The sequence below is a fragment of the Hymenobacter sp. 5516J-16 genome, from assembly GCF_022919335.1.
Lineage (GTDB): Bacteria > Bacteroidota > Bacteroidia > Cytophagales > Hymenobacteraceae > Hymenobacter > Hymenobacter sublimis.
In genome coordinates this window covers 397804-424239 of the sequence record NZ_CP095058.1, presented here as the reverse complement: position 1 = coordinate 424239, position 26436 = coordinate 397804, and the positions used below count along the sequence as shown (strand labels likewise).

Genomic DNA, 26436 nt, shown 5'->3' with positions numbered 1-26436 from the left:
TCGTGAAAGTGCGCACGGGCCGGGTGCAGGTGCGCCCCCTGAGCCCGGCCAACGCCGCGGCCACGGAGCCGGTGGGGGTTGTGGTGCTACCCAATCAGCAGGCCGTGTACTCGCCGGCCCGCCACGAGTTGCAGCGCGAGTTAGTCGCCCAACCCGTGCAGCTGGCGGCCCAGTCGTTTGCCTTCGACGACCGGCCGGTACCGGAGGTATTGGCGGCCCTGGAAAAGGCCTATGGTGTTGACATCGAGTACGATGCTCAGGCCCTGGCAGCCTGCACCGTCACCCTGAACCTGCAGAACGAATCCCTATACGGCAAGCTGGATGTGCTCTGCAAAACCCTGGGGGCCAGCTACGAGAAATCGGCAACCCATCTGGTATTTCGCAGCCCCGGCTGCTCCGGTCACTAGCTTTTTTTAGAACCTCACTTCGTCACCCTACCTGCTGCCTATGAGTTACTAGCACTTCTCTTGCCCCTGCTCTCCGCGGGTGCGGTAAGTCCCATCCGGTTGCTCTAGCGAAAAACCGGTCTGCCGCGCCTCTCGCCCCGCGCGAACTGCCTTACCAGCCGTGAGCTTTCCATCCATTCCCACCTTCCGCATGAAAAATCCCCTACACTTTCCTTCCCCGCATCTGCTGAAGCGGGCGGCGCTGTTGCAGCCCTTGTGCATTGCGGCGCTCAGCAGCAGCCTGGCCACCGCCGCGGCCCTACCCTCCGCCGCCCAGCAGTACCTGGAGCAGCCCATCACCCTGCAGGCCCAGGACGAGACCATGCACGCGGTCCTGACCAAAATTGAAAGCCAAACTAACGTTCGGTTTCAGTACAGCCGCCAGTTGATTGGGGCCGGCCGCCGGGTATCAATTCAGGCTACTGGCCAACCCCTGGGCCAAGTGCTGCACCTGCTCTTCGACCCGTTGCGTATTGCCTACGAGCCCCTGCCCGGCGGTATTGTGCTCAAGCCCGCCGCGGCCGCCGACATTACGGTAAGTGGCCGCGTGGTAGATGAAAAAGGCGCCGCCCTGCCCGGGGTGAATGTGGTGGTGAAGGGCTCCAGCACCGGCACCCAAACCGACGCTGACGGCCGCTACACCCTCACGGCCCCCGACAACGCCACCCTGATATTTTCCTTCGTGGGCTTCACCTCCCAGGAAGTACCCGTTAGCGGCCGCACTACCGTGGACGTGGCCCTGGGCTCCGACTCTCAGGCTCTGAGCGAGGTAGTGGTGGTGGGCTACGGCACCCAACGCAAGCAGGACGTGACCGGGGCCGTGGCCCGCATTGAGGCCGCCGAAATTGTCAACCAGCCGGTGCAGACGCCTACCCAGGCCCTGCAGGGCAAAACCGCCGGCGTGCAGATTACCACCGATGGCACCCCCAACGCCCAACCCACGGTGCGCATCCGGGGTACGGGCACGCTGCTGGCCGGGGCCAACCCGCTCTACGTGGTCGATGGGGTGCAAACCACCGACATCCGCAACCTAAGCAACGCGGATATTGAGACGATTGACGTGCTGAAGGATGCCTCAGCCGCGGCCATTTACGGGGTGCGCGGGGCCAACGGGGTTATCATTGTCACCACCAAGAAAGGCAAGCAGGGCAAGCCGGTGCTGAGCTACAATACCACCGTGGGCTTTAAGCAAGCCGCGCGCAAGGTAGAAATGGCCGACGCCGGCCAGTACACGGACTACCTGCGCAGCACCTCGCCCGACGTGACCCTACCCGCCAACACCGGCAGCACCGACTGGTACGACCAGATTCTGCGGCGAGCCATGTACCAGAACCACAACCTGGCCGTGTCGGGGGCCAATGAGAGCGTGCGCTACTACTTCAGCGGCAACCTCTTGCAGGACGATGGCATTGCCATTCAGAACAAGTTTTCCCGCCTGACGGTGCGCTCCAACACCGACTTCACCATCTCGCCCAAGTTCAGCGTCAACTCCCAGGCCTCGTTCAGCCGGGCCAACACCCGCGACGTGAACTTTGGCACGGCCTTCCAGAACGCCTACCGCGCCGCGCCCATTATTACCGCCAAGGAAGGGGGGCGCTACGGCAATACTTCGGCCTTCGGCAACGTGGGCAACCCCCTGCTCGACATCGAGAAGAACAACAACCGTTCCTACGAAAACCGCCTGCAGGGCAACGTGGGGCTGAACTTCCTGCCCGTGGAAGGCCTGACGCTTCGTTCGGCCATCAACGTGGACCTGAACTTCACCAACCGGCGCATCTACGACTACCAGTACCTGAACGACGAGGCCACCTTCCTAGCTTCGGGCGGCAACCAGCGCAACCCCCAGAGCACGCTCAACGTGGAGCAGCGCACCCGTTCGCGCTACCTCTGGGAAAACACGGCAACCTACCAGCGCGTCTTCGCCGAAAAGCACAACCTGACGTTGCTAGCCGGTACGGTGGTGGAAGAAGGCAATGTCAATTCCATTTCCGGCAGCCGCCGCAACGTGCCCGAAGACCCCAACCAGTGGTACCTGACTACCGGCGACCCGAACACGAGCGTGAACGGCGCCCCCGAATTAGGCAAAGACCGCCGTCTGTCCTTCCTGGGCCGCATCAACTACGCCTTCGCCGACAAGTACCTGCTCACTACCAACCTGCGCTACGACGGAACTTCCCGGTTTAACTCAGAGCAGCGCTGGGGCCTATTCCCGTCCCTGGGTCTGGGCTGGGTACTCACCGAAGAAGGCTTCCTGAAGGACCAGAACGTACTCAACTTCCTGAAGCTGCGCGCCAGCTATGGCCAACTTGGCAACGACCAGATTGACGCCAACTCCTACATCACTACGGCCGAAACCAACATTCCCTACGTGTTCAACAATACGCCGGTGCTCGGGCCGTCATCAGCCAAATCAAGGACCGGAACGTGCGCTGGGAGGTTACTACGGAGTACGACGCGGCTGTGGAGTTTGCTACCCTCGACAACCACCTGAGCGGCGAGCTGACTTACTACCGCAAAAAAACCTCCGATGCCCTGATTCCGGTCAATATTCCGGCTCTGTTTGGCGACCCGGACAACCAGTACATTACCAACGCCGCCGACATCAGCAACCGCGGGGTGGAAGCGGCCCTGAACTGGCGCGCCGACATCGGGGAGAACTTCTCCTACAACTTCGGGGTGAATGCCACCTTCAACAAAAACCGCATCGAGAACCTGAACGGCGGGCAGGCCCTGTTTGGCGGCCCCCGCGACGTCACGCGCTCCGACAATGGGGTAGCGGCCGGCTCTTTCTACGTGCTGCGGGCGGTGGGCGTGTTCCAGAACCAGGCCGAAATCGATGCTTATCCCAAGTACACCTTCCTGACTCCGCGCCCCGGCGACCTGAAGTACGCCGACACCAACGGCGACGGCACCATTGACCCCAACGACCGGGTGTACGCCGGCTCTTACCAGCCGCCCATGTATTTCGGCATCAACGGGGGCTCAACTTCCGGGGGCTGGACTTCTCCTTCGTCTTTTCCGGCAACGTCAACAACGACGTGTACAACGCCAAGAAGCAGGCGAGCGGGGCCGTGACCGACAACGTGGAGGCCGAGTTTGCCCGCAACCGCTGGACGGAGGCCAACCCCTCCCAGACCAACCCCTACGCCATCCGGAGCAACACCCCAAACTCCACCTATTTCATTGAGTCAGGCTCCTACCTGCGCCTGAACAATCTGGTGCTGGGCTACACCTTCCCCGCTGACCTCACCAAGCGGGCGCATGTTTCCTCGTTGCGGGTGTTTGCCACGGGCCAGAATCTGTTCACGGTCACCAACTACTCAGGCTTTACGCCGGAGCTGCCCGGTGGCCCCCTGGATGCGGGCATCGAAGCCACTACCTATCCCACCAGCCGCACCCTGGCCCTGGGTCTCAATGTTAATTTCTAAGCTCGTCGTCTGATGAAAGCCATAGCAACTATCCTTTCCCGGCGCGTGTACCTGGCGGCGCTGGGCCTAGCCCTTACGGCCGGTGCCGTGGGCTGCAAAGATTTCCTGGAGGTAGCGCCCCAGGGCCAACTCACCGAAGACCAGATTCGCACCGACCCCGCCGCCGCCCAGAAGCTCGTGGATGGGGTGTATAACACCATGTACCTGGGCGGATTCGGCCCCGACATTCACGGCCTGCAGTTCGTGGTGCTGACCGATATTGCCTCCGATGACTCCGACAAGGGCAGCTCACCCCAGGATTACTCGCCGGCCGCCGAGGTGGACAACTTCACCCTCAACTCCACCAACGACATCGTGAACAATGCCTGGAAGGGCTATTTCCAGGGCATCAACCGCGCCAACCAGGCCCTCGATAAAATTCCCCTGAGTCCCGCCCCAGAGGCCACGCGCAACCGCCTGATTGGGGAGGTGCGCTTCCTGCGCGGCTACTTCTACTTTAACATGGTGCGCCTGTTTGGGGGCTTGCCCAAACTAGACCGGGTGCCGGCTGCCTCAGAAATCAATAACCCCGAGTTGCAGAGGCGGGCCACGGCCCAGGAAATCTACCAGCTCATTATTGATGATCTGCAGTTTGCGGCCACCAACCTGCCCCTGAAGGGTGCCACCGAAACCGGCCGGGCTACCAAAGCCGCTGCTCAGGCCATGCTGGCCAAGGTGTACCTCTACCAGAAAAACTACCAGCAGGCCTTTGCCCTCACCAACGAAATCATCCAGGGCACCTCGGGGGCCTACGGGCTGTACCCGCGCTACGAGGAAATTTGGCGGGAGGTAGGGGCCAACAGCCAGGAGTCTATTTTCGAGGTGCAAACGGGCGTCAATTCAGCTTGTAACAACTCGGCCGTAAACCTGTACACCGTCAGCCAGGGCCCGCGCTCCGGGGGGCGCGGCGGCTGGGCCGACTTAGGCTTCGGGTTCAACTCGCCTACCCAGCAGCTGGCCGACGCCTACGAGCCCGGCGACCGGCGTCGAGCCGGCAGCATCATCTTTATTACCACGGCTCGCACCGGCACGGTACTCTGGGACGGATTCCGGATTCCGAGCAAGGACTCGGTGGAGAATTTCCGCTACAGCTATAAGGCCTACCACAGCCGCACCCAGGAGCGCAACTGCGGCAATAACGACTACCTACCCAAAAACATCCGGGTGATGCGCTACGCCGAGGTGCTGCTCATTAACGCCGAAGCCGCCCTGCAGACTGGCAACACCGGCGCGGCCCTGACCAACGTGAACCTCGTACGTACACGCGCCGGCCTCGCGCTCCGCACCAGCATCACGCTGCCGCAGATCTGGCAGGAGCGCCGGGTGGAGCTGGCCCTGGAGCACGACCGGTTCTTTGACCTTGTGCGCCAGGAAAGCGTGCAGCCCGGCCGCATTGTGTCCCTGTTCGCGGCTCAGGGCAAAACCTTTGTAAAGGGTAAACATGAGCTGTTCCCCATTCCGCAGCAGCAAATTGACCTTAGCGGCGGCCAACTCACCCAGAACCCCGGCTACTAAGCTGTTTCGTTGGTAGATACCGACCTTTTAAAACTAGCTCCCCTCCTCAGGTGAGAAGGGGAGCTAGTTCTGCTGACGTCGTCCCGTTATCGAAGTCGAAGACCAGAGATAAAAACACTCTATGAAAACAACCCTTCTCGCACTTCTCCTGTGCCTGCTCTGGCCCGGCTTGCTCCGGGCCCAGCAAAAGCCAGCCGCCAAAAAAGCCCCTGCTACTACTGTCAAATTCGACCCGAAGCAACGCCCCAAAAACCTCACCGATGAGCAGCTCCTGGACTTGGTGCAGCGCCAAACGTTTCGGTACTTCTGGGACTTTGGGCACCCCGTGTCGGGCATGGCGCGGGAGCGGAGCAACGTGGCCTATGACTACGGCAGCGAGGTAGTAACCACCGGCGGCACGGGCTTCGGCATCATGGCCATCATTGTGGCGGCCGAGCGTAAGTGGATTCCGCGGGAAGAAGCGGCGGCCCGCATCTACAAAATCGTGCGCTTTCTGGAGAAGTCCGACTCCTTTCACGGCGTGTATCCGCACTGGCTAAATGGGGCGACGGGCAAGGTCATTCGCTTCAGCCAAAAGGACGATGGCGGCGACTTGGTGGAGACTTCCTTTCTGTTTGAGGGTCTGATTTGCGCCCGCCAGTACTTTACCGGTGAAAGCGCCACGGAGCGGGATCTGCGCAACCACATCCTCTGGATGTGGGAAGGAGTGGAGTGGAACTGGCATACCCAGGGCGGGCAGAACGTGCTGTACTGGCACTGGAGCCCCAACAACGGCTGGAGCATGAACCACCAGATTCACGGTTGGAACGAGTGCCTAATCACCTACGTGCTGGCCGCCTCCTCACCCAAATACGCCATCGACAAAAAGGTGTACGACCAGGGCTGGGCCACCGGCGACTACTTCAAAAACGGCAAGGAGTTCTACCAAACCAAGCTGCCCCTGGGTTTCGACTACGGCGGCCCGCTCTTCTTCTCCCACTATACCTTCCTGGGCCTGGACCCGCGCGGCCTCAAGGACCAACACGCCGACTACTGGCAGCAAAACCAGGCCCACACCCGCATTAACTACGCCTACTGCGTGGCTAACCCGAAGCAGTACAAGGGCTACGGCCCGAATAGCTGGGGCCTTACCGCCTCCGACAGCTACCAGGGCTACGCCGCCCACTCGCCCACCGAGGACCTGGGCGTGATTTCACCCACCGCGGCCCTCTCGGCCATGCCCTACGCCCCCAAGGAGTCGATGGCGGCCCTCAAGCACTTTTACTTCAATTTGGGCGATCAAATCTGGAGTGAGTACGGCTTCGTGGATGGCTTCAGTGAGCACCACAACTGGTACGCCAAGTCGCACCTAGCCATCGACCAGGGCCCCATTGTGGGCATGATTGAAAATCACCGCACCGGCCTGCTTTGGCGCCTGTTCATGAGCAGCCCTGACGTGCAGCGCGGGCTCGGGAAGCTAGGCTTTGAAGGCGCGCCGGTGAAGAAGTAAGCTGCCTTGCTGAAGTATAAATCCCAAGTTAGAACAGTTGTAGAGACGCGACACTTCGCGTCTCGGCGCGTGCTGAGGTTGTTATGATGGCACGGTACCGCTCGTTCTGACGCCGAGACGCGAAGTGTCGCGTCTCTACTCTACAACTGTTCAGGCAACTCGATTACCTACCCCCACCCATGCGCCAAACCATTCTCCTGTGCCTGGCCGTACTGCTGAGCTTGACGGCCCGGTCCCAGCCGACGCCTAGCCCGGGCGGGCAGCGCACGTACTGCAACCCGCTGAACCTGGACTACGGCTACACGCCCATTCCCAACTTCGCCGAGGCCGGCAAGCACCGCGCCACCGCCGACCCGGTCATCACCTTGTACAAAGGCGACTACTACCTGTTCAGCACCAACCAATGGGGCTACTGGTGGAGCCCGGACTTGTACAGTTGGAAGTTTGTGCCCCGCCATTTTCTCAAGCCTGAGCACAAGGTGTACGATGACCTCTGCGCCCCCGCCGTGTTCGTGCTGGGTGATACACTACTCGTGTACGGCTCCACGCAGGAGAAGAATTTTCCCATCTGGATGAGCACGAACCCCAAGGCCGGGGAGTGGAAGGAAGCCGTGGACCCGTTCCAGGTAGGCGCCTGGGACCCGGCGTTTTTTCTGGATGACGACGGCAAGTTGTACCTGTACTGGGGTAGTTCCAACGTGTACCCGCTCTACGGGCAACAAATCAGCCGCAAGACGTTTCAGCCCATGGGGCAGCGCCGGGAGCTGTTCAAGCTCAACGACGAAAAGTTTGGCTGGCAGCGTTTTGGCGAATACTTAGATAACACGTTCCTCGACCCCTTCATGGAAGGTGCCTGGATGACTAAGTATCAGGGTAAGTACTACTTACAATACGGTGCCCCCGGTACCGAATTCAGCGGCTACGCCGATGGCGTGCAGATAAGTGACAAGCCCCTGGGCCCGTTCACGCCCCAAAAACACAACCCTTTTGCCTATAAGCCCGGTGGTTTTGCCCGCGGAGCTGGCCACGGCAACACCTTTCAGGATACCTGGGGCAACTGGTGGCATTTGTCGACCATGGTTGTCGCGGTAAAAAACAATTTTGAGCGGCGCTTGGGGCTATGGCCCGCGGGCTTCGATAAGGACGGGGTGCTGTACGCCAATACTACCTTCGGCGACTACCCCATTACCTACCCCGCGGTCCGGAAGACCACCTTAAGAGCCGCTTTACCGGCTGGATGCTGCTCAACTACCAAAAGCCCGTACAGGCTTCCTCTACACTCAGCGGCAACCTACCCAACTACGCCGTCGATGAAAGCATAAAAACTTATTGGAGTGCTGCTACGGGCAACAAAGGTGAATATTTTCAGACGGATTTAGGTACCGTAAGCACCGTCCACGCCATCCAGATCAACTATGCCGATCAGGACGCGGAGTTTCTGGGGAAGCAGCAGGGGACGTACCATCAGTACAAGCTGTGGGAGTCGAAAGACGGCAAGAAGTGGAAGCTGCTGGTCGATAAAAGCCAGAACAAAACCGACGTGCCCCACGACTATATCGAGCTGGCCAAGCCCGCGCAGACGCGCTACCTCAAACTTGAAAATATCCACATGCCAACGGGTAAGTTTGCATTGAGCGGCTTACGAATTTTTGGCAAGGGCACGGGTTCAGCACCCAACCAAGTCAAAGGTTTTGTAGTATTGCGCACCGAGAAGGACAAGCGCAGCGCCTGGCTGAAATGGGCTCCTTCCGACGATGCCTACGCCTACAACATCCATGTTGGCGTGGCGCCCGACAAGCTCTACAGCTGCATCATGGTGCACGGAGCCGCTGAATACTACTTCAAAGGCATGGACAAGAACCTGCCCTACTACTTTACCATCGAGGCCCTCAACGAAAACGGCGTTTCCGCGCGCATTCCCGTCGCGGAAGCAAAGTAGCATTATGAGTTTCGTCTGGTGACAGTAGATGTCATGCAGCGGCGCAGCTGAAGTATCTCGCGTGCGGGCTACTCTATAATCGTTCGGCTCCCCCTCTCTGCCGGAGAGGAGGCCGGGGGTGAGGCGCCCCACCAGAACGAAGCGGTAGAGATGCTTCGACAAGCTCAGCATGACGTTCTGATAGTGCTACCTAGGTCATTACCTGCCTTCCTGAATATTGCCTGTTCCATAATTCCATTCCCACATGAAACGAGTTTTTCGTACTGCCCTGCTCATGTCGCTGGGGCTGCTCACCCCGCAACTGCAAGCCCATATGTCGTCGGGGCCTTCCGCTGCTACGGTGGCCGCGGCCGATGAGGAGAAGATGAACAAGTTTATCTCCGACCTGATGCAGAAGATGACCCTGGAGGAGAAAATCGGTCAGCTCAATATGATTACCGTGGGCTTCGACGTGACCGGCCCGGTGGTGAGCAAGGACGTGGACGCCAGCATCCGCAAGGGCAACGTGGGCTCGGTGCTGAACACGTTTACGCCCCAGGCCGCGCGCAAGCTCCAGGAAATGGCCGTGAAGGATACTCGCCTGCACATTCCGCTCATCTTCGGCTACGACGTCATCCACGGCCACCGCACCATCTTCCCCATTGCCCTGGGTTTGGCTTCCAGCTGGGACCTCACGGCCATTGAGCGCAGTGCCCGCATTGCCGCCGAGGAAGCCTCCGCCGATGGCCTGAACTGGGTGTACTCGCCCATGGTGGACATTGCCCGCGACCCGCGCTGGGGCCGCATCAGTGAGGGCTCGGGCGAGGACCCCTACCTGGGCTCCCAGATTGCCCGCGTGATGGTGCGCGGCTACCAGGGCGACGACCTGAGCAAGAACAACACCGTCATGGCCTGCGTGAAGCACTTTGCCCTGTACGGCGCCGCCGAAGCCGGCCGCGACTACAACACCACCGACATGAGCCTGGTGCGCATGTACAACGAGTACCTGCCACCCTACAAAGCGGCCGTGGAAGCCGGCGCCGGCTCCATGATGTCCTCCTTCAACGATATCAACGGCGTGCCTGCCACCGGCAATAAGTGGCTGATGACCGAGCTGCTGCGCAACCAGTGGGGCTTCAAGGGCTTTGTGGCAACCGACTACACGGCCATCAACGAAATGACCGCCCACGGCATGGGCGACGACGCCCAAGTGTCGGCCCTGGCCCTGAACGCGGGCATCGACCAGGACATGGTGGGCGAAATTTTCCTGCGCAACCTGGCCCAGAACCTCAAGGACGGCACCGTGAAGCAGGAGCAGATTGATGTGGCCTGCCGCCGCATCTTGGAAGCCAAGTGGAAGCTGGGCCTCTTCAAAGACCCCTACCTCTACACCAACGAAAAGCGCGCCAAGGCTACGATGATGAAGAAGGAGTTCATCACCGATGCTCGCGACATTTCCCGCAAAAGCCTGGTGCTGCTCAAAAACAGCAACAACGCCCTACCCCTCAAAAAGCAGGGAACCATTGCCCTCATCGGTCCGCTGGCTACCCGCCAGCGCGACATGATTGGTAGCTGGAGCGGGGCCGGCGACTGGAAGCAGGCCGTGTCCTTGGAGCAGGGCATCCGGAATGTGGCCGGCAACGGGGTGAAGGTAGTAACCGCCCAGGGCGCCAACTTCACCGACGACCAGCAGATGATTGACCGCCTCAACGCCCACGGCGGCGAGCTGAATGTAGACAAGCGCAGCGCGGAGGAAACGATCCGCGAAGCCGTGCAGGTAGCCCAGGGCGCCGACGTGATTGTGGCCGCCGTAGGCGAGAGCCAAGGCATGACGGGCGAAGCCGCCAGCCGTGCCGACATTGGCCTGCCCGGCCAGCAGCTGGAGCTGCTCAAGGCCCTGAAGAAAACCGGCAAGCCCCTGGTCATCGTGCTCATGAACGGCCGGCCCATGACCTTGCCCTGGGAAAACCAGAACGCTGACGCCATCCTGGAAACCTGGTTTGCGGGCACCCAGGCCGGCAACGCCATTGCCGACGTGCTGTTCGGGGCCTATAACCCCTCGGGCAAGCTCACGGCCACCTTCCCCCAGCATGTTGGGCAGATTCCGCTCTACTACAACCACAAAATGACCGGCCGGCCCTACCAGGGGGTGGCGCTGGACAAGTACAAGTCGCGCTACATGGACGTGAGCAACGACCCGCTCTATCCCTTCGGGTACGGTTTGAGCTACACCACCTTCGAGTACGGCAAGCCCGAGCTGAGCACGACCACGCTGCCCATGAACGGCACGCTGGACGTGAAGGTGACCCTGAAAAACACCGGTAACTACGACGGCGAGGAGGTAGCCCAGCTCTACATCCGCGACATGGTCGGCTCCATCTCGCGCCCTGTGAAGGAGCTGAAAGGCTTCCAGAAAGTGATGCTCAAAAAAGGCGAGAGCCGCACGCTCACTTTCCGCCTCACGCCCGAGGACCTGAAGTTCTACAACGCCGACCTCAAGTTCGTGGCCGAGCCCGGCGACTTCCAGGTGTTCGTGGGCGGCAACTCCCGCGACGTGCAGACGGCCACTTTCAAGCTCGCCGCCCAATAAAGTCACCTCCGTTACTACCTGCGCCTTGTTGTGGGACGAGCGCGCGGGGGCTTCCGGAAACTGATCCGCTAATAGGGGAGCGGGGTAGTGCTCCGGAAGCCATTTTTACCGTAGCGCGAAGCTTCACCGTGAGGCTTCGCGCTACTGTTTTTTAGCTCGACGGGGCAGGTGAAGACCGTATCATTCTGTGTCCTTTGCCATAGGAACGTCATGCAGAGGCGGAGCCGAAGCATCTCGCGTGCTGATGTCTGGTTTACTACCCGACGATTCGAGCGAGATGCTTCGGCTCCGCCTCTGCATGACGTTCTGTTTGCTGCTGACGTAATCAGGTAACCCGACCGTCATTTAGTCAATAGCGCACGGAAAGCAGACAACGCGGAAGTAGCAGGCCGCAGCGAAGAGCGTCAACTTGCTGCTGCGTATCTTCCCGTATTTCCTTCGCGGAGCAAGCTGCGTCGAACCTTCTCTTTTCCTTCCCACCATGTGTATTGACCGCATAAGCTGGCCCGTTTCCTCCCGGAAGCAGACTGGCGCCCAGGTACTACCTTCTGCCTTGCCTCAACCTTTTCGCCGTTTCAGCCGCGGCGTGCTGCTGCTATGCGGCCTGCTGCTGGGTAGCGCGGCTGAGGCCGAGGATATTCAGTCGCCCAACAAACAGTTCACGCTCAGTGTGAACGTGCAGGCAGGCGGCGTACCTACCTACAGCCTCACCTACAAAGGCCGGCCCGTGCTGAAAACTAGCAAGCTGGGCCTCGATCTGAAAAACACCACCGCCCTTACCAGCGGCTTCACCCAAACCAGCGCCGAGCGCCGCTCCTTCGACGAAACCTGGCAGCCGGTGTGGGGCGAAAGCAAGAACATCCGCAACCACTACAACGAGCTGGCCGTCACGCTCACCCAGGCCCAAACCAACCGGGTGATGCGGGTGCGCTTTCGGGTGTTTGATGATGGGCTGGGCTTCCGCTACGAGTTTCCTCAGCAGAAAGGCCTCGACTACTTCACCGTGAAGGAGGAGCGCACGCAGTTCGCCCTGGCCGGCGACCACAAGGCCTTCTGGCTGCCCGGCGACTACGACACCCAGGAGTACAGCACCGTCACGTCGAAACTCTCCGAGGTGCGCGGGCTGATGAAGGCGGCTACTACCCCCAACGCCTCCCAAACCCCGTTCTCGGCTACCGGCGTGCAAACGCCCCTCATGCTCAAGAGCCAGGACGGCCTCTACATCAACATCCATGAGGCGGCCCTGATCGACTATTCGGCCATGCACCTGGAGCTGGACGACAAGAACATGGTCTTGGAAAGTCACCTCACGCCCGATGCGGTAGGGGACAAGGGCCTGCTCCAGACCCCAGCCAACTCGCCCTGGCGCACGGTGATTGTCAGCGACAAAGCCGGCGACATTCTGCTCTCCAAGCTGGTGCTCAACCTCAACGAGCCCACCAAGTTCAAGGACGTATCCTGGATCAAGCCGGTGAAGTACGTGGGCGTGTGGTGGGAAATGATTACGGGCAAGAGCACCTGGTCGTACACCAACCTGGAGAACATCAAGCTCGACTCGGTGGACTACCGCACGGTGAAGCCCAACGGCACCCACGCCGCCAACACGGCCCACGTGAAGGAGTACATCGACTTTGCGGCCAAGCACGGGCTGGATGGCGTGCTGGTAGAAGGCTGGAACACCGGCTGGGAAGACTGGTTCGGCAAGCACAAAGACTACGTGTTCGACTTCGTGACGCCCTACCCCGACTTCGACGTGCAGGAGCTGAGCCGCTACGCTCAGAGCAAGAACGTGAAGATCATCATGCACCACGAAACCTCGGGCTCGGTGCGCAACTACGAGCGCCACCTAGACTCGGCCTTCCAGTTCATGAACAAGTACGGCTACAACGCGGTGAAAACCGGCTACGTGGGCGACATTGTGCCCCTGGGTCACAAGCACTACGACCAGTGGATGATCAACCACTACAACTTCGTGCTGGAAAAGGCGGCCAAGTATAAAATCATGGTAAATGGCCACGAAGCTGTGCGCCCCACTGGCCTCTCGCGCACCTTCCCCAACCTGATCGGCAACGAGGCCGCCCGCGGCACCGAGTACGAATCGTTCGGGGGCAACAACGCCGACCACACCACCATTCTGCCCTTCACCCGCCTCATCGGGGCCCCATGGACTATACGCCCGGCATCTTCCAAACGAAAATCAGCGCCTACAACCCGCAGAACAACTCCTTCGTGCACAGCACCCTGGCCCGGCAGTTGGCCCTGTACGTGACTATGTACAGCCCCCTGCAAATGGCCGCCGACCTGCCCGAAACCTACAACAAGCACCTCGACGCCTTCCAGTTCATCAAGGACGTAGCCGTGGACTGGGACGATACCAAGGTGCTGGAAGCCGAGCCCGGCGACTACATCACCTACGCCCGCAAAGCCAAGGGTAGCAGCAACTGGTTTATCGGTAGCACCTGCGACGAGCAGGGCCGCACCTCGAAAATCAACCTGAGCTTCCTCGAGCCCGGTAAGAAGTACGTGGCCACCATCTACGCCGATAAGAAGGACGCCCACTACGAGAAAAACCCGCAGGCCTACGAGATTCGCAAGCAGAACGTCACCAGCAAAACCAAGCTAAGTCAGTACTGCGCCCCCGGCGGCGGCTACGCCATCAGCGTGATGGAGGCAAAATAGCCCGCCGCGGTTAGGTTGTGTGGACAGTGAGCTAATAGGCCGTCATGCAGCGGCGCAGCGAAGCATCTCGCTCGAATCGTTGAGGTAGCAGAACAACATCAGCACGCGAGATGCTTCGCTGCGCTCGGCATGACGGCCTTTTTTGAATTGAAGGTTCTTACTGTCCACAGACTCAGTCAAAGCAAAGTCCCGGCAGGAATCAAGCTGATTCCTGCCGGGGACTCTGTTTTGGCTAAGGTGTAAGAGGATAAAAGTCTAGGCGGTAAACCGAGTCGTAAAGGACATAGCCACAATCCGTTTGTCATGCAGAGGCGCAGCCGAAGCATCTCGCGTGCTAACGTTGTTCTGCTACCCCAACGATTCGAGTGAGATGCTTCGGCTGCGCTCAGCAGGACACAGTCTTATTAGCCGATGTGTACTACCCTTAGTCGAATTGCAGAAGCTGGTTGAAAAACGGCAGCAGCTTCTGGTACAGTCGGCCCTTGCGGCCCATGATGCGGTTGCCGTGGTTGCCCTCGTAGCTTTCGGCGGCGTGCGGGATGCCGTAGGCCGAAAGCTGGGTGTCCAGCAGGCGGCAGGTTACTGGAATGTGCTGGAACTGATCCTGTTCGCCCCAGTCGAAGGCCAGGCTGCGCAACTGGCGCAGGCTGGCGAGGTGGGTAGGTAGCAGCGCTACTGGTGAAGCGGCGCCCCACCGGGCCAGCACGGCGTCGCGGTGGGTGAGGCTGTCGGAACTGACGGAGTAGGGTAGGGCGGCTCCAAAAGCTCCTTTGCCCGGCGTAGGCGAAAAGGCCCGGGCGCAGGCTACCAGCCGGATAGCATTGAAGTCCTGCTGGATGGCCGCCCGGGAGGCAGCCTGGCTGGCCGCAGCTTGGCTCGGCCGCGCCGCCATCCACTCCGGATGCGGCGCCACAAAGGCCGGGCTCAGGGCGTAGGCCGCCGCGTACGTGCCGGGGTACAGCATGGCGAGGCGCAATGTACCGTTGCCGCCCATGGAGTGGCCTGCCAAGCCCCGGCTGGCGGGTTTGGCCAGCGTGCGGTAGTTCTTGTCGATAAAGCTCACCAGCTCCCGGGCGGTAAAGTCGGCCCAGGGGCCGTTGGTGGCCGAGTTGGTGTAGAAGCTACCCTGAAACAGGGTCTGCTCGTTGGGAGCCACCACAATCAGGGGGCGAATCTTGCCGTCGGCAATGGCCTGATCCAGCAGCTCACCCAGCCCATCAGCATGAAACAGCAGGCTGTCGTTCCAGGTGAAGCCGTGCAGGTAATAGAGCACAGGGTAGCGGCGTTGCAGGCTAGCCTCGTAGCCAGCCGGCAGGTAGACACTCACCCGACGCCGCGGGTTTTCGCCGCCCGGGTTGCCCTTCAGCAGCTTGGAATCGAGGTAGGTGACGACCACGCGGCCTCTGGCCGGCGACTGAGCGGCTACGGGCCGCTGCCAGAGTACCCCCAGCAGCAGAATCAACGTGAAAAAGCGCATCAGAAGGAAAAACAGAGGATTACTGAAAATAAAGAACGTCCTGCTGAGCGCAGTCGAAACTTCTCTACCGCTTTGTCCTCACGTCAGGAGTATAGCCAGCGGTAGAGAGGCTTCGACTGCGCTCAGCAGGACGTTCAATGAAGGGTTCGTCAGCTATAATCAGCCAGAAAATGTAGCTTAGTTCACTACCATCGTCATAATGGAGTGGGGGCGGCTGGTGGCCTGGGCGGCCTGGCCTTTCAGCCAGAGCTGGAAGGGCTGTTCCTTATCGGTTTGGTTCATGACCACCACGGCCACTTTGCCATCGGGGTTCAGGAAGGCGGTGGTTTGCAGCACGTCGCGGCTGGAAGCGGTGGCAATGCGCCGGGCGCCGGGCCGCACGAACTTGCTGAAGTGGCCGATGTAGTAGTAGGCGTTGGTGTAGATGAGCTTGCCGCTGCGGGTGTCGCCGATGACGGGGGCGTAGCAGAAGTTGCCGACGTGGTTGGGGCCGCCGGTTTCATCGAGCAGGATGTTCCAGTCGGTCCAGGCGACGGTGCCGGCGTTGAAGTCGTTGATCATCGAATTGCCGTACCGCTCGCCCAGCTTCCAGTCCTGCACGTTATCGAACTTGAAGTTTTCTACGCAGCCTTCCGTGAACACCAGGTGTTTGTCGGGGTAGGTTTCGTGCACGCGGCGTAGGTTGTCGAACTGCATGCCCGAGCCGGTCCAGGTTTCGTACCAGTGGTAGCCCAGGCCCCAGAAGTACTTGCTGGCCTCGGGGTCGTCGAAGAGGGTAGCGGCGCGCTGAAACGCCAGGTCGCGGTTATGGTCCCAGCCAATGAGCTTCTTGTCCGAGAGGCCGCCTTTTTTCAGGGTAGGCCCGAGGAAGCCCTTCACGAAGTCGCGCTCCTCTTCGGCCGTGAAAATGCAGGATTCCCACTTCTGCTTGGCCATGGGCTCGTTCTGCACCGTGAGCCCCCAGACCGGAATACCAGCCTTCTCGTAGGCCTTAATGAACTTCACGTAGTAATCGGCCCAGCTCTGGCGGAACTCGGGCAGGAGCTTGCCGCCCTGCAGCATGTTCTTGGTGTCCTTCATCCAGGCCGGTGGGCTCCAGGGGCTTACGTAGAGCGTGAGTTTGCCTCCGGCTGCGGCTGTAGCCTGCTTAATAAAGGGCATCTTGTATTTCTCGTCGTGCTTGAGACTAAAGGTTTTTAGCTCCTTGTCGCCGTCCTGCACGTAGGTGTAGGTGTCGCTGCTGAAGTCACAGCTGTTGATGTTGGTGCGGCCCAGGGTGTAGCCAATGCCCTGGCTGGGGCTGAAGTAAGCCTGCAGAAACTCCTGCTGCTGGGCCTTAGGCAGCTTGGCAAAAGTTTCGGCCGAGGCATCGGTCAGGGCCGCGCCAATGCCTACCAGGGTTTGGAAGGTGTGGGTCGGGTCTACGAACACCGTGGGCTGGGTTTCCAGGGGTTGGCCTACTTCCTTGAAACTGAGCTTGTCAGTGGCACTTAAGCGGAGCTGGGAGTTGTCGGCGGTGGTGTATACCTGCACCTGCTTGCCCGCCGCCGAGTACGATTTGGGCGCGGTGGCCGTAGGTTTTTGAGCGGAAGCAGTAGTGCCAATGCCGGCCGCCACTAGAACGGCCAATAAGGATTTTTGCATGCGTAAAAAAATCTGGTGCGAGAAATCAGGAGAGAAAATGACCGTCGGGCGGAGCGGGCCTACCACACGTAGGTTCCCACTGCGCCCTTGTCAAGCGAGGTAGTTGCAACGTTGCCACGGTACTGAATAGCAAAGCGTTGGGTAGCGTTGCCTGCGTTCAGTACAATGAGTATCTTCTTGCCATCGGGGTTCTTAAAGGCCACGTTTGGTAGGTTGCCGAGCTCGTTGGTGCTGATGCGCACCGAGCCGGGGCGAACAAACTTCGCGGCGTGAGCCACCGTGTAGTAGGCCGTGTTGCGGGTCACGTTGTCTCCGCTGATGGTCAGGGCGCCCAGGCAGGTGCTGCAGCCTCCGGGAGTGTAGGGGCCATAATTGGGGTCGGCGGCCAGGTTCCACTCTAGCACGTTGCGGCTCCAGTTGCGGGTAGCCCCAATGATGAGGTTGCTCACGTGCCACTTCAGGTCGCCGGCAAAGTCGCCGGGGCCGCCTACCCACTGCTCCGTGAAGTACACGTTCTTGCTTGGGAAGGCATTGCGCACGCTAGTCATGGCCGTGATGTCGCCGGCGTAGAGGTGGAAGGCCGAGCCATCCACGTACTGGCTGGCTCCCGGGTCGCGCAAAATGGTGAGCGGATACTCCGGCTTGTCCAGGTTGTGGTCGTAGGTAATGATTTTGGTGGTGAGACCAGCCGCGCGCAGGGCCGGGCCCACATGGTCGCGGATGAAGGTGGCCTGCTCCAGCGCCGACATGAGCATGCTGGGGTTGTTGCCGTCGTGCAGGGGCTCGTTTTGCAACGTAATGGCGTCCAGCCGGATGCCTTCAGCCTGCATGGCTTGCAGGTACTTCACGAAATACTGGGCATAGGCCGCGTAATACTCCGGTTTCAGCGCCCCCCCGATGTAGCTGTTGTTGGTTTTCATCCACCGCGGGGCCGTCCAGGGCGAGCCCAGAATCTTGATACTGGGGTTGATAGCCAGAATTTCCTTGAGCACCGGAACTAGATTGACTTTATCCGGGGCGAGGCTGAACTGGGCCAGTGTAGGGTCGGGCTGGGCGGCATCATCGTAGGTAAACACGCCCACGTCGAGGTCGGAGGCCCCAATGCTAACGCGCAGGTAGCTGGTGCCGATGCTGGCGCCGTCGGTGGCAAACAGTTCCTTGAGCAGGGCCGCCCGGGCTGTGGCGCTCATCTGCTTGAGTAGCATGGCGCTACTACCCGTAAGCGTGTAGCCAAAGCCGTCAATGGACTGGTAGGTTTGGGTTGTGTCCACGATGATGGTCGGGTTCTGGCTGCTAGTCGCCTGAAAGTTCAGCGGCGACGTGCTTTTATAGAACAGAGCCGATTTATCGGGTGCCGTTAGCCACTGCGCAACCTGAGACGGGCCGGCCGGCTGGGGCGGCACGGGTGGGGCTGGGCTGGGCGTAGGGGTGCTGTCGTCGGTGCTGCCGCCGCAGCCGGCCGCGCCAAGCAGCAGAACACAGGCCAATCCGAGACGAAATCCGGGGAATAGTTTCATACAGGAAGAAGAATGCCGTAGCGAGGGTAGCGGCCGCGGAAGAGGGTAGTGGCGGGGTTAGTTGTCGGAGCGAAAAGGGGAAGCCGGCAACCCTTCCTGATTGTAGAGGGTAGCCGGGCGGTTGTTGCCCCAGGCGTAGCGCACGGCCACCGGATTAGCCACCCCATCGGCCTGCAGCACCACGGTGTTGCCCTGGACCTGCGCCCGCGCCCACACAAAGCGCCCATCGGGTCCGGCTACGGCAAAGCTGCTGGGCGTACCCGCGGCGCCAGGCTTGAGCACTAGGCCGCTGCCCACGTTTCGGAAGCGAAGCAGCAGCTGGTTGCCCGCCGTGGAGAGCTTCTCGAAGGTAGGCCCGGAGGCAACCACGTCGGTTTCGCCGTAGGCCACCTGCCGGGCCACCAGGGCCAGGCGGCGGCCCACGTCTTGCTTGTTGCGGGGGTGGATGTCGTCGGGGTTGCCCAGGTCCAGGGCCACTGCCATACCGGTTTTGGGTACTGTGAGGCTGGTAAAGCGCTGCGCTTCCCGCAGGCGGGCCCAGTCCGTGTCGGCGGGTTCCGGGCCGTCGTGCATGTAGCCGGCCAGCTGCACGAACAGGAAGGGCAGGGGCCCCTGTTGCCAGCGCGTGCGCCAGTCCTGAATCAGAGCCGGAAACAGGGTGCGGTACTGGGCGTCGCGGCCAGCGTTGCTTTCACCCTGGTACCAGATTATGCCCTTCAGCGCATAAGGGAGCAAGGGGGCAATCATGCCGTTAAACAGGGCCGTTGGCTCGTTCTGGGTTCCGCCCGGGAACGGGCTGCGGGGCCGGGTGCTCGGGTCGAAAGCCGGACGGTACTGCCAGGCCCCGGCCAGCGGCACGGTGAGGCCGCCCACCGTGGCTGTCATGTCCGTGGGCTTGCCCCAAATGCCTCCGCCGCTACCCGTATCCGTGACCCGCACGGTTATGATGTTGCGGCCGGCGCGCACAAGGCTGGCTGGTACTGAGTAGCGCCGAAGTTGGTCGTAGCCGCGGGTACCGCCAATGGCTACTCCGTTGAAAAAGGTGCTGTCCTGATCATCAACCTGGGCTAAGCTCAGGGTAAGGGGCTGATTGGCGGCAGTAGGGGCAGCGTGAGTTCCCGCCGCAGCCACACAATGCCGTCAAAGTCACGCAGCTCCGGGCTCTGGCCTTCCCAAATGCCTGGCAGTTGCATGGACTTCCAGGTGGTCGTCGTCAGGGTAGGGTCGGCCCAGGTGGGCTGGCCGGGCAGTAGGCCCTGGTCCTGGCCGGCCGGGCTTTGCTGCCAGGCCCGCAAGCGAATTGCGTAAGCGGCATCCTGCTCAACAAATGAGCCGGTCTGGCCTTGCAAGGCGGCCACTGGCCCCCGGAAATCCGGGAGTTTCAGCAGGGCCTCGGCGCTGGTCCAGGCTTCGGCGGCGGTGCCGCCCCACTCAGCTGCAATCAATCCAACGGGTACTTGGTAGCGCTGCTGCAAGTCGCGCCCAAAGTGGTAGGCCACGGCCGAAAAGGTAGCTACCGACTGCGGCGTGCATACCTGCCACTCGCCGCCGGCCAGCTCGGGCTGGGGCCGCGACTCGGCGCGGTTCGGCACGGTAAACAACCGGATGGTAGGGTGATTGGCGGCCGTTACGGCCGCCGGCCCGCCGGTCGTCTCGCGCAGGGGCCACTCCATGTTCGACTGTCCGGAGGCCAGCCACACGTCGCCTACCAGCACATCTGTCAGCCGAATTACGTTCTGGCCTCTCACTTCCAACTCGAAGGGGCCACCCGCCGCCTGGGCCGGAAGCTTGAGCTGCCAGCGCCCATCGGGGCCAGCTGTGGCCTGGGCCGTGGCGCCCCGGAACGTAACGCGCACCGTCTCGCCAGGCGCGGCCCAGCCCCAGAGCGGCAGCGGCACGCGGCGCTGAAGCACCATGTGGGAGTTCACCAGGCGGGGTAGGCGCACCGTGGCCCACGCAGCAGGCGAAGCCGCCAGCAGCAGGGTCGTGCTAAAGCAAAGACAGGAGAAAAAGCGCATGGCAAAGGGGACGAGAATCGAAGGAAAGACACTGCTGAGCTGAGTTTGGTGCAACCAACCCTTGGCTCAGTCTTATCTGGCCTTATCTACGAGGTGGGACGCCAGGTCGTGGCATTTCTGAACGAGTTACTAGTCAGGGAAGTACGTGTGTTGTCAATAGGCAGTAAGAAAAGCCGGCCCCGAGCATCCGGGGCCGGCTGGTTCCAGACAAAGCTTAATGGGCCACCACCACCCGGCGGACGAGCTGCCCATCGGGGGTATCTACCTGCAGCAAGTACACCCCGGCCGATACGCTGGCTACGGGCACCGTCAGCTGATTGTCGCCCGGCGTAACGGCCCGCCCTACCTGGCTAACGGCCACGCGGCCCGTTAGGTCCAGCAGGCGCAGGGTTAGCTGCTGCCGCGCCGCTGCGGTGTAGTGCAGGCTCAGCTCCGTATTCGCTACCGTGGGGTAGACTTGCAGGCGTAAGTCGGCGGCCGAGCCGGGGGTAGCGGCCAACACCGCGGCCGGCCGGGCCGCACCCTGGTCCGAGAACCACCAGCGCTGGTTGTCGCCGCCGCCCCAGGTCCATTGCTGCACGGCGGCCCCGTCGGCGGTAGAGTTATTCTGCACGTCCAGGGCCTTGCCGCTGAACTTGCTGATGATGCGGTAGGTACCGTCGCCGTTACCAATGATCTGCCAATACTGGCTGTCTTGGCTCAGCCAATCCCACTGGTGGGTCAGGGCGCCGTCGGCGGTACTGGGACCGGCTATATCCAGGCTCTTGTTGCTGTTCAGGTTCACAATGCGCACGTAGCCCCCGCCGGCATCCACCAGCTTCCACTTCTGGCTGGCCACGCTGGCCCAGGTCCACTGCTGCACCCGGCCGCCGTTCACCTGGGAATTGTTCGACACTTCCAGGGCTTTGCCGCCTTTTTTGGAGCTGATTTCGTAGATGCGCCCGATGGCCGGGCCGCTGGGCGTAGCGGCGGTGCCGTTGTAATTGCCGCCGCCGGGGTAGTTCACGATGCCGTTCTGGTTGGGCGATACGGCCGCTACCGTCGTGTTGGGCACGCAGTTCGCAAACCGAATATTGGTGAGCACCTGGTTGAGGCCCGCGGGCCCATCCACCACGTAGGGCGGGTTGATGTGCATGAAGGCCGGGTTGCTACGGTCCTCGAAGCGCTTGTAGGTCCAGTGGCACCAGCCAATGCCCACGGAGTTAAGGTTCTTGGCCGCGTCGCGCATCCAGGTATCGGTGTTTTCGCCGGTTTCCCCAATCCAGATGGGCACGTTGTGGGTAGTGCGGAAGTTGCGCAGGTTGCCGATGAAGCGCAGGTCGTTGGGCCCGCCGCCGGTGGAGTTCACGCCGTTATCCATCTCGTAGCCCGTGCCGCTGTAGCGGTGCGAGTTGTACACCAGGTTGGCGCGGTTGGGGAAGGTAAAAGGCTCCAGGTAGTTATAGTCGTTGCCCCAGCCGTTGCCCTCCACCAGAATCAGGTGGTTGTCGCCCTGATTGCGAATGGTCGTAATCAGGCGCTGAAATACGTCGTGAATCTTCTGGTTGCTGGGGTAGTTGTTCGGCTCGTTAATTAGGTCGTACATGGCCACCCGGGCGTCGTTCTTGTAGCGGTTCGAGATGAACGACCACAGCCGGTTGAGCACGTCCTGGTTGATTTGGCGGTTCCAGAGGTCGTTGGCCACAATCTGGTCGGCAATGTTGGCATCGGTGCCCTGGGAGCCGGGCACGGCGTGCATGTCCAGCACCACGTACATGTTGTTGGCCTGGGCCCAGGCCAGGGTGTTGTCAATCATGCGCAGCGCCGCCATATTGGCCGGGTCGGTGAAGAGCTGATTGGCGTTGTACCAGTTGGTGAGCTGGCTCACGTAGGAGTCGTACGACACCGTGCCGCGCATCACGCTGTTGCGCACCGCCCGCTGGCTGGGCGTCAGAAACAGCTCGTAATGCAAGGGCAGGCGGATGCAGTTAAACCCTTTGCTGGCAATGTAGTCGATATCGGGCTTGGTGATGAAGGCGTCGCGGTAGTTCTGGTAGAAGGTTTCCACCGCCGCGTCGCTCATGCCGGCGTTATAGAGCGTCTTCTTGACCTTGCCCTGGGTTTGCTTGCCGTCGAGGCCGGGCCAACCCACTTTCATCATGTAGCCCTCCTGCACAGCCCAGTTGCCCAGGTTCATGCCGTTGAGAATAACCTCCTGGTTGCTGGCATTGACAATGCGTTGCCCATCGGCGCGCAGAAAGCTCTGCGCGTCGGCCGCCTCGCTCAGCCCAAGGCCGGCCAGCAGCAGCGGCAGGTAGCGCACGGCGCGGGGTACCTTGGTGGTCCAAAAAGTAGTTGTGTTCATAGTGGTGGGGTTTGGTTGTGGAAAAAGCACTAACAGGCCCTAGGAAGGCCAGCAAGTCAGGGTAAGTGGAGCAGGTGACGCCACGTAGCGCGCGGTGCCTCCCCGTTGCGGAACGCAGGAAGGAAAGCGGTATTCAGGTCGGAAAAAGCGCCGCCCGCTACCCAGGGTCCCGGAGGCTAGGTAGCAGGCGGAGTAAGCGGAGCGTTACCAGACGTACGTGCCGGCCGCGCCGGCATTCAGGCTGGAAGTCAGGGTTTTGCCCTGGTAGCGGAGACTGAAAGTCTGGGGCGCTTTCGTGTTGTTTTGCACCAGCACTACCCGCTGCCCACTAGGGCTTTTGAAGGCAACGCTGGGCAGGCTTTCGGAGGTAGTGGAGCCGATGCGCACCGAGCCAGGCCGGGCAAACTTGGCGGCGTGGGCAATGATGTAGTAAGCATCCTCGCGGGTTACGGTGTTGCCATCGATGGTGAGGGCGCCGCGGCACTCGGTGCAGCCCCCAGGCGTGTGCGGATTCTGTTGGGGGTCGGCAGCTAGGTTCCACTCCAGCACAGTGCGGGCCCAGTTGCGAGTCGCCCCAATCATGAGGGTGCGGATGTGCCAGGGAAAGTTTTCCTCGAACTTGCTTTTGGAGCCCACCCACTGCTCCGTGAAGTACACGTGCTTGTCGGGGTGGGCGTCGTGCACCTGGCTCAGGGCCTCAATGGGGCCGGCGTAGAGGTGAAAGGCCGAGCCATCGACGTACTTCTTGGCCTCAGGGTCATTGAGAATGGTGAGGGGGTAGTCGGGGCGGTCGGCGTTGTGGTCGTACACGATGATTTTCGTGTCGATTTTCTCCTGTTGAAAGACAGGCCCCAGATGCTTTTTCACGAACTCGGCCTGCTGCTCCGGCAGCATGAGCAGACTGGGATTATTGCCCGGGTGCAGGGGCTCATTCTGGACCGTAATGGCATCAATACGAATGCCTTGGGCCTTCATGCCCAGCACGTACTTGGCGAAATAGCGGGCGTAGGCGTCGTAAAACTCCGGCTTCAGGGAGCCGCCCTTGGAGTTGCCGTTGGTTTTCATCCACGTCGGCGGCGACCAGGGCGAGCCCAGAAGCTTGATGCGCGGGTTAATGGCCAGGATTTCCTTGAGCACCGGAATTAGGTGGGCTTGGTCGGGGCAAGACTGAACCGGGCCAGCGTCGGGTCGGTTTGGCCCTCAGGCAGGTCGTCGTAGCTGAATACGGTGGCGTCCAGGTCCGAAGCCCCGATGCTCAGGCGCAGGTAGCTCACGCCAATGTTGGTGCCATCGGTAGCAAACAGCTCCTGCAAAATAGCCTTGCGCGCTTCGGGGCTCATGGCGTGCAGCAGTTGGGCGCTGCCGCCCGTCAGGCAGTATCCGAAGCCGTCAATGGTCTGGAAGGTCTGCTGATCGTCGATGTCAATAACCGGCGTACCGGCCGCCGGCGCAACAGTGCTCCAGGTCGGGGCCGTTTGGGCCTGAAATAGCACCGATTTATCGGGGTTGGTCAGCCAAAAGGCAGCCGTGCCTTTGGCTGGCTTCGGGCTAGCCTGTGGCAGGCGCTGGCAGGCGCTACCCAGGCCCAACGCCAGGAGCAACGCCAGCGAAAGGCCGGTAAAAGAGCGAGTGGACATACAGAACGCAGGGGTGAGAAAGGCAAAAGAGTAGCCGTCGCACGACAAACGTCGGGCGTGAGAAAGTATAGATCAAGCGGTTAGCTTATTCCAACGGCGCGGCCGCTGGTTATACCGCCGCGGGCTTATGGCCTTTCAGGCCGTACCACATAATGTAGAGGTAGCACAGGACAGGCAGCACGAAGGCCCAGCGCAGGGTGCTGGCATCGGCCACCAAACCGAAGAGCAGCGGGATGATGGCGCCGCCCACAATGCCTACGTTAAGCAACCCAGACGCTTCCTCAGTATTGCGGCCCAGGCCCGCCATCGCCAGCGTGAAAATTGTGGCGAACATGATGGAGTTCATCAGACCCACGGCCAGCAAGCTCCACATGGCAATTTCGCCGGTCGTCATAACCGAAATAAGCACCAGCACCACGGCTCCCAGCGAGTTGAAGGCCAGCAGACGGCCCGGATTAAACCTGCCCAGCAGGTAAGCGCCCAGGAAGCGGCCCACCATGGCTCCACCCCAGTAGTAGGCTACTTTGTCGCCGGCTACTTTGGGCGTGAGGTTCATCACGTCAGGTAGGTGCAAGTAGGAAACAATGTGCGAGCCAATGGCCACTTCGCCGCCTACATAGGCAAAGATGCCAATGACGCCGAAGATGAGGTGGCGGTAGTGGTAGGCCCGACGGGTGGAGTCTTCTTCGGTGTGGGCATGCACAATGGTGGGCAGCTTTAACATCCCTAGCAGCACGCTTATCACAATCAGTACCGCCCCAATACAGAGGTAGGGAATCTGGACGGCCTTCACATCGATGGCCGCGGCGGAAGCCGCTGACTCCAGGTCCGGCAGGTTCGAGAGAATCAGGGCCGAGCCCAGCAGCGGGGCTACGGTAGTACCCAGGGAGTTAAAAGCCTGGGTGAGCGTGAGGCGAGCCGGGGCCGATTTGGCCGGACCCAGGATGGCTACGTAGGGGTTACCGGCTACTTGCAGCAGCACTACGCCCGTAGCCAGCACGAATAAGGCGCCCAGAAACAATTCGTAGCTGCGGCTGTCGGCGGCGGGGTAGAACAGGAAGGCGCCCAGGGCCGCAATCAGAAAGCCCGCCAGCATGCCACCCTTGTAGCCGATGCGCTGCACCAGCTTGCCGGCCGGAATACCCATCACGAAATAGGCCCCGAAAAAGCACAGGTTAATCAGGTTGGCCTGGGTGTAGCTGAGCTGGAAAATGGCTTTTAGATACGGAATCAGAATGTCGTTCAGGCAGGTAATAAAACCCATCATGAAAAACAAAACTGTCAGCGAAGCCAGGGCCGAGGTGTAACGGGGCACTTCGGTGCCGGGTGGGGTAGCGGTGGCCGGAGCAAGAGGTGAGGCGGAAATAGGGGCAGCCATGGTGGGAAGGAAGGGAAAGGGAGTTTGAGGATTAAGAGCAAAGCCTAGCAGTGGCTTCGGAGGGTAAGGTAGCCGGTTCCCATGGGAAGGCTGCCATTACCAAAGCCCCGGGAGGGCCGGCTTGCTCCCCTTTAGCAAACCGGCCCCAGGTAACCCAGCAGTCTAGCGAAGCCGCTGGGGTAGGGCAACCCAAGGCTGCTGGCAATCAGCTTGGGTAAAAGTCAGGTGCGGGAAAGAACGAAGATGAGGTGGGGCACGGTGCTTGAAGAGGATAAAGCACCCAGGCCTCAGGAAGGAAAAAGACGCCGACGGCAGCA

The 26436-nt window shown here is 61.0% G+C and carries 17 protein-coding genes and 2 pseudogenes; 11 read left to right on the top strand and 8 right to left on the bottom strand.

Annotation, left to right across the window (positions count from 1 at the left end; all coding sequences use genetic code 11):
* Window positions 1-2 precede the first annotated feature (2 nt).
* From MUN84_RS02110 to MUN84_RS24350, 11 genes and pseudogenes are all read left to right on the top strand, one after another.
* On the top strand, window positions 3-407 hold the full coding sequence (locus tag MUN84_RS02110) for a FecR domain-containing protein (protein WP_244696444.1): 405 nt from the start codon (window positions 3-5) through the stop codon (window positions 405-407).
* Between the two features lie 190 nt (window positions 408-597).
* Entirely contained in the window at window positions 598-2937 is a 2340-nt protein-coding gene (locus tag MUN84_RS02105; RefSeq protein WP_244696443.1) for a SusC/RagA family TonB-linked outer membrane protein, read from the top strand.
* Entirely contained in the window at window positions 2871-3521 is a 651-nt protein-coding gene (locus tag MUN84_RS02100) for a TonB-dependent receptor (protein WP_244696442.1), read from the top strand. The genes MUN84_RS02105 and MUN84_RS02100 overlap by 67 nt, the downstream gene beginning before the upstream one ends.
* Window positions 3485-3874 (top strand): hypothetical protein, encoded by a 390-nt coding sequence (locus MUN84_RS02095; protein WP_244696441.1) that lies wholly within the window; start codon window positions 3485-3487, stop codon window positions 3872-3874. Before MUN84_RS02100 ends, MUN84_RS02095 begins: the two co-directional genes overlap by 37 nt.
* A gap of 12 nt (window positions 3875-3886) precedes the next feature.
* The gene (locus tag MUN84_RS02090; protein ID WP_244696440.1) at window positions 3887-5428 is read left to right on the top strand and encodes a RagB/SusD family nutrient uptake outer membrane protein; all 1542 of its coding nucleotides are present in this window, start codon (window positions 3887-3889) and stop codon (window positions 5426-5428) included.
* Window positions 5429-5549: 121 nt separating this feature from the next.
* Window positions 5550-6917 (top strand): glucoamylase family protein, encoded by a 1368-nt coding sequence (locus MUN84_RS02085; RefSeq protein ID WP_244696439.1) that lies wholly within the window; start codon window positions 5550-5552, stop codon window positions 6915-6917.
* Between the two features lie 179 nt (window positions 6918-7096).
* Entirely contained in the window at window positions 7097-8239 is a 1143-nt protein-coding gene (locus MUN84_RS02080) for a family 43 glycosylhydrolase (RefSeq protein ID WP_244696437.1), read from the top strand.
* A complete protein-coding gene (locus tag MUN84_RS02075; protein ID WP_244696436.1) occupies window positions 8155-8856 on the top strand; it encodes a discoidin domain-containing protein in 702 nt (233 codons plus the stop codon). The genes MUN84_RS02080 and MUN84_RS02075 overlap by 85 nt, the downstream gene beginning before the upstream one ends.
* A 244-nt stretch (window positions 8857-9100) precedes the next feature.
* The gene (bglX, locus tag MUN84_RS02070) at window positions 9101-11425 is read left to right on the top strand and encodes a beta-glucosidase BglX (RefSeq protein WP_244696435.1); all 2325 of its coding nucleotides are present in this window, start codon (window positions 9101-9103) and stop codon (window positions 11423-11425) included.
* Window positions 11426-11906: 481 nt separating this feature from the next.
* Window positions 11907-13720: pseudogene (locus MUN84_RS02065) on the top strand (glycoside hydrolase family 97 catalytic domain-containing protein); the annotation flags it as partial.
* On the top strand, window positions 13697-14104 hold the full coding sequence (locus MUN84_RS24350) for a glycoside hydrolase family 97 C-terminal domain-containing protein (protein WP_410780090.1): 408 nt from the start codon (window positions 13697-13699) through the stop codon (window positions 14102-14104). The pseudogene MUN84_RS02065 and the gene MUN84_RS24350, both read left to right, overlap by 24 nt.
* A 424-nt stretch (window positions 14105-14528) precedes the next feature.
* Here the strand turns inward: MUN84_RS24350 and MUN84_RS02060 are convergent, their stop codons facing one another.
* The 8 genes and pseudogenes from MUN84_RS02060 to MUN84_RS02025 form a co-directional block, all read right to left on the bottom strand.
* Entirely contained in the window at window positions 14529-15581 is a 1053-nt protein-coding gene (locus tag MUN84_RS02060) for an alpha/beta hydrolase (protein ID WP_244696434.1), read from the bottom strand.
* 177 nt (window positions 15582-15758) lie between these two features.
* Window positions 15759-17225 (bottom strand): glycoside hydrolase family 30 protein, encoded by a 1467-nt coding sequence (locus tag MUN84_RS02055; RefSeq protein ID WP_244696433.1) that lies wholly within the window; start codon window positions 17223-17225, stop codon window positions 15759-15761.
* Between the two features lie 59 nt (window positions 17226-17284).
* Window positions 17285-18742, bottom strand: coding sequence for a glycoside hydrolase family 30 protein (locus tag MUN84_RS02050; RefSeq protein WP_244696431.1), 1458 nt, complete (start codon window positions 18740-18742; stop codon window positions 17285-17287).
* A 57-nt stretch (window positions 18743-18799) separates the two neighbouring features.
* Complete coding sequence (locus MUN84_RS02045) at window positions 18800-19873, bottom strand: sialate O-acetylesterase (RefSeq protein ID WP_244696430.1); 1074 nt, start codon at window positions 19871-19873, stop codon at window positions 18800-18802.
* A complete protein-coding gene (locus MUN84_RS02040; RefSeq protein WP_244696429.1) occupies window positions 19816-20760 on the bottom strand; it encodes a sialate O-acetylesterase in 945 nt (314 codons plus the stop codon). The genes MUN84_RS02045 and MUN84_RS02040 overlap by 58 nt, the downstream gene beginning before the upstream one ends.
* A gap of 214 nt (window positions 20761-20974) precedes the next feature.
* Window positions 20975-23104, bottom strand: a complete 2130-nt coding sequence (locus MUN84_RS02035) for an RICIN domain-containing protein (protein ID WP_244696428.1) — start codon at window positions 23102-23104, stop codon at window positions 20975-20977.
* A 204-nt stretch (window positions 23105-23308) separates the two neighbouring features.
* Window positions 23309-24741 (bottom strand): annotated as a pseudogene (locus MUN84_RS02030) (glycoside hydrolase family 30 protein).
* 109 nt (window positions 24742-24850) lie between these two features.
* Window positions 24851-26119 carry a sugar MFS transporter gene (locus MUN84_RS02025; protein WP_244696427.1) on the bottom strand — a complete coding sequence of 423 codons (1269 nt, stop codon included), beginning with the start codon at window positions 26117-26119 and terminating at the stop codon, window positions 24851-24853.
* Window positions 26120-26436: the final 317 nt, after the last annotated feature.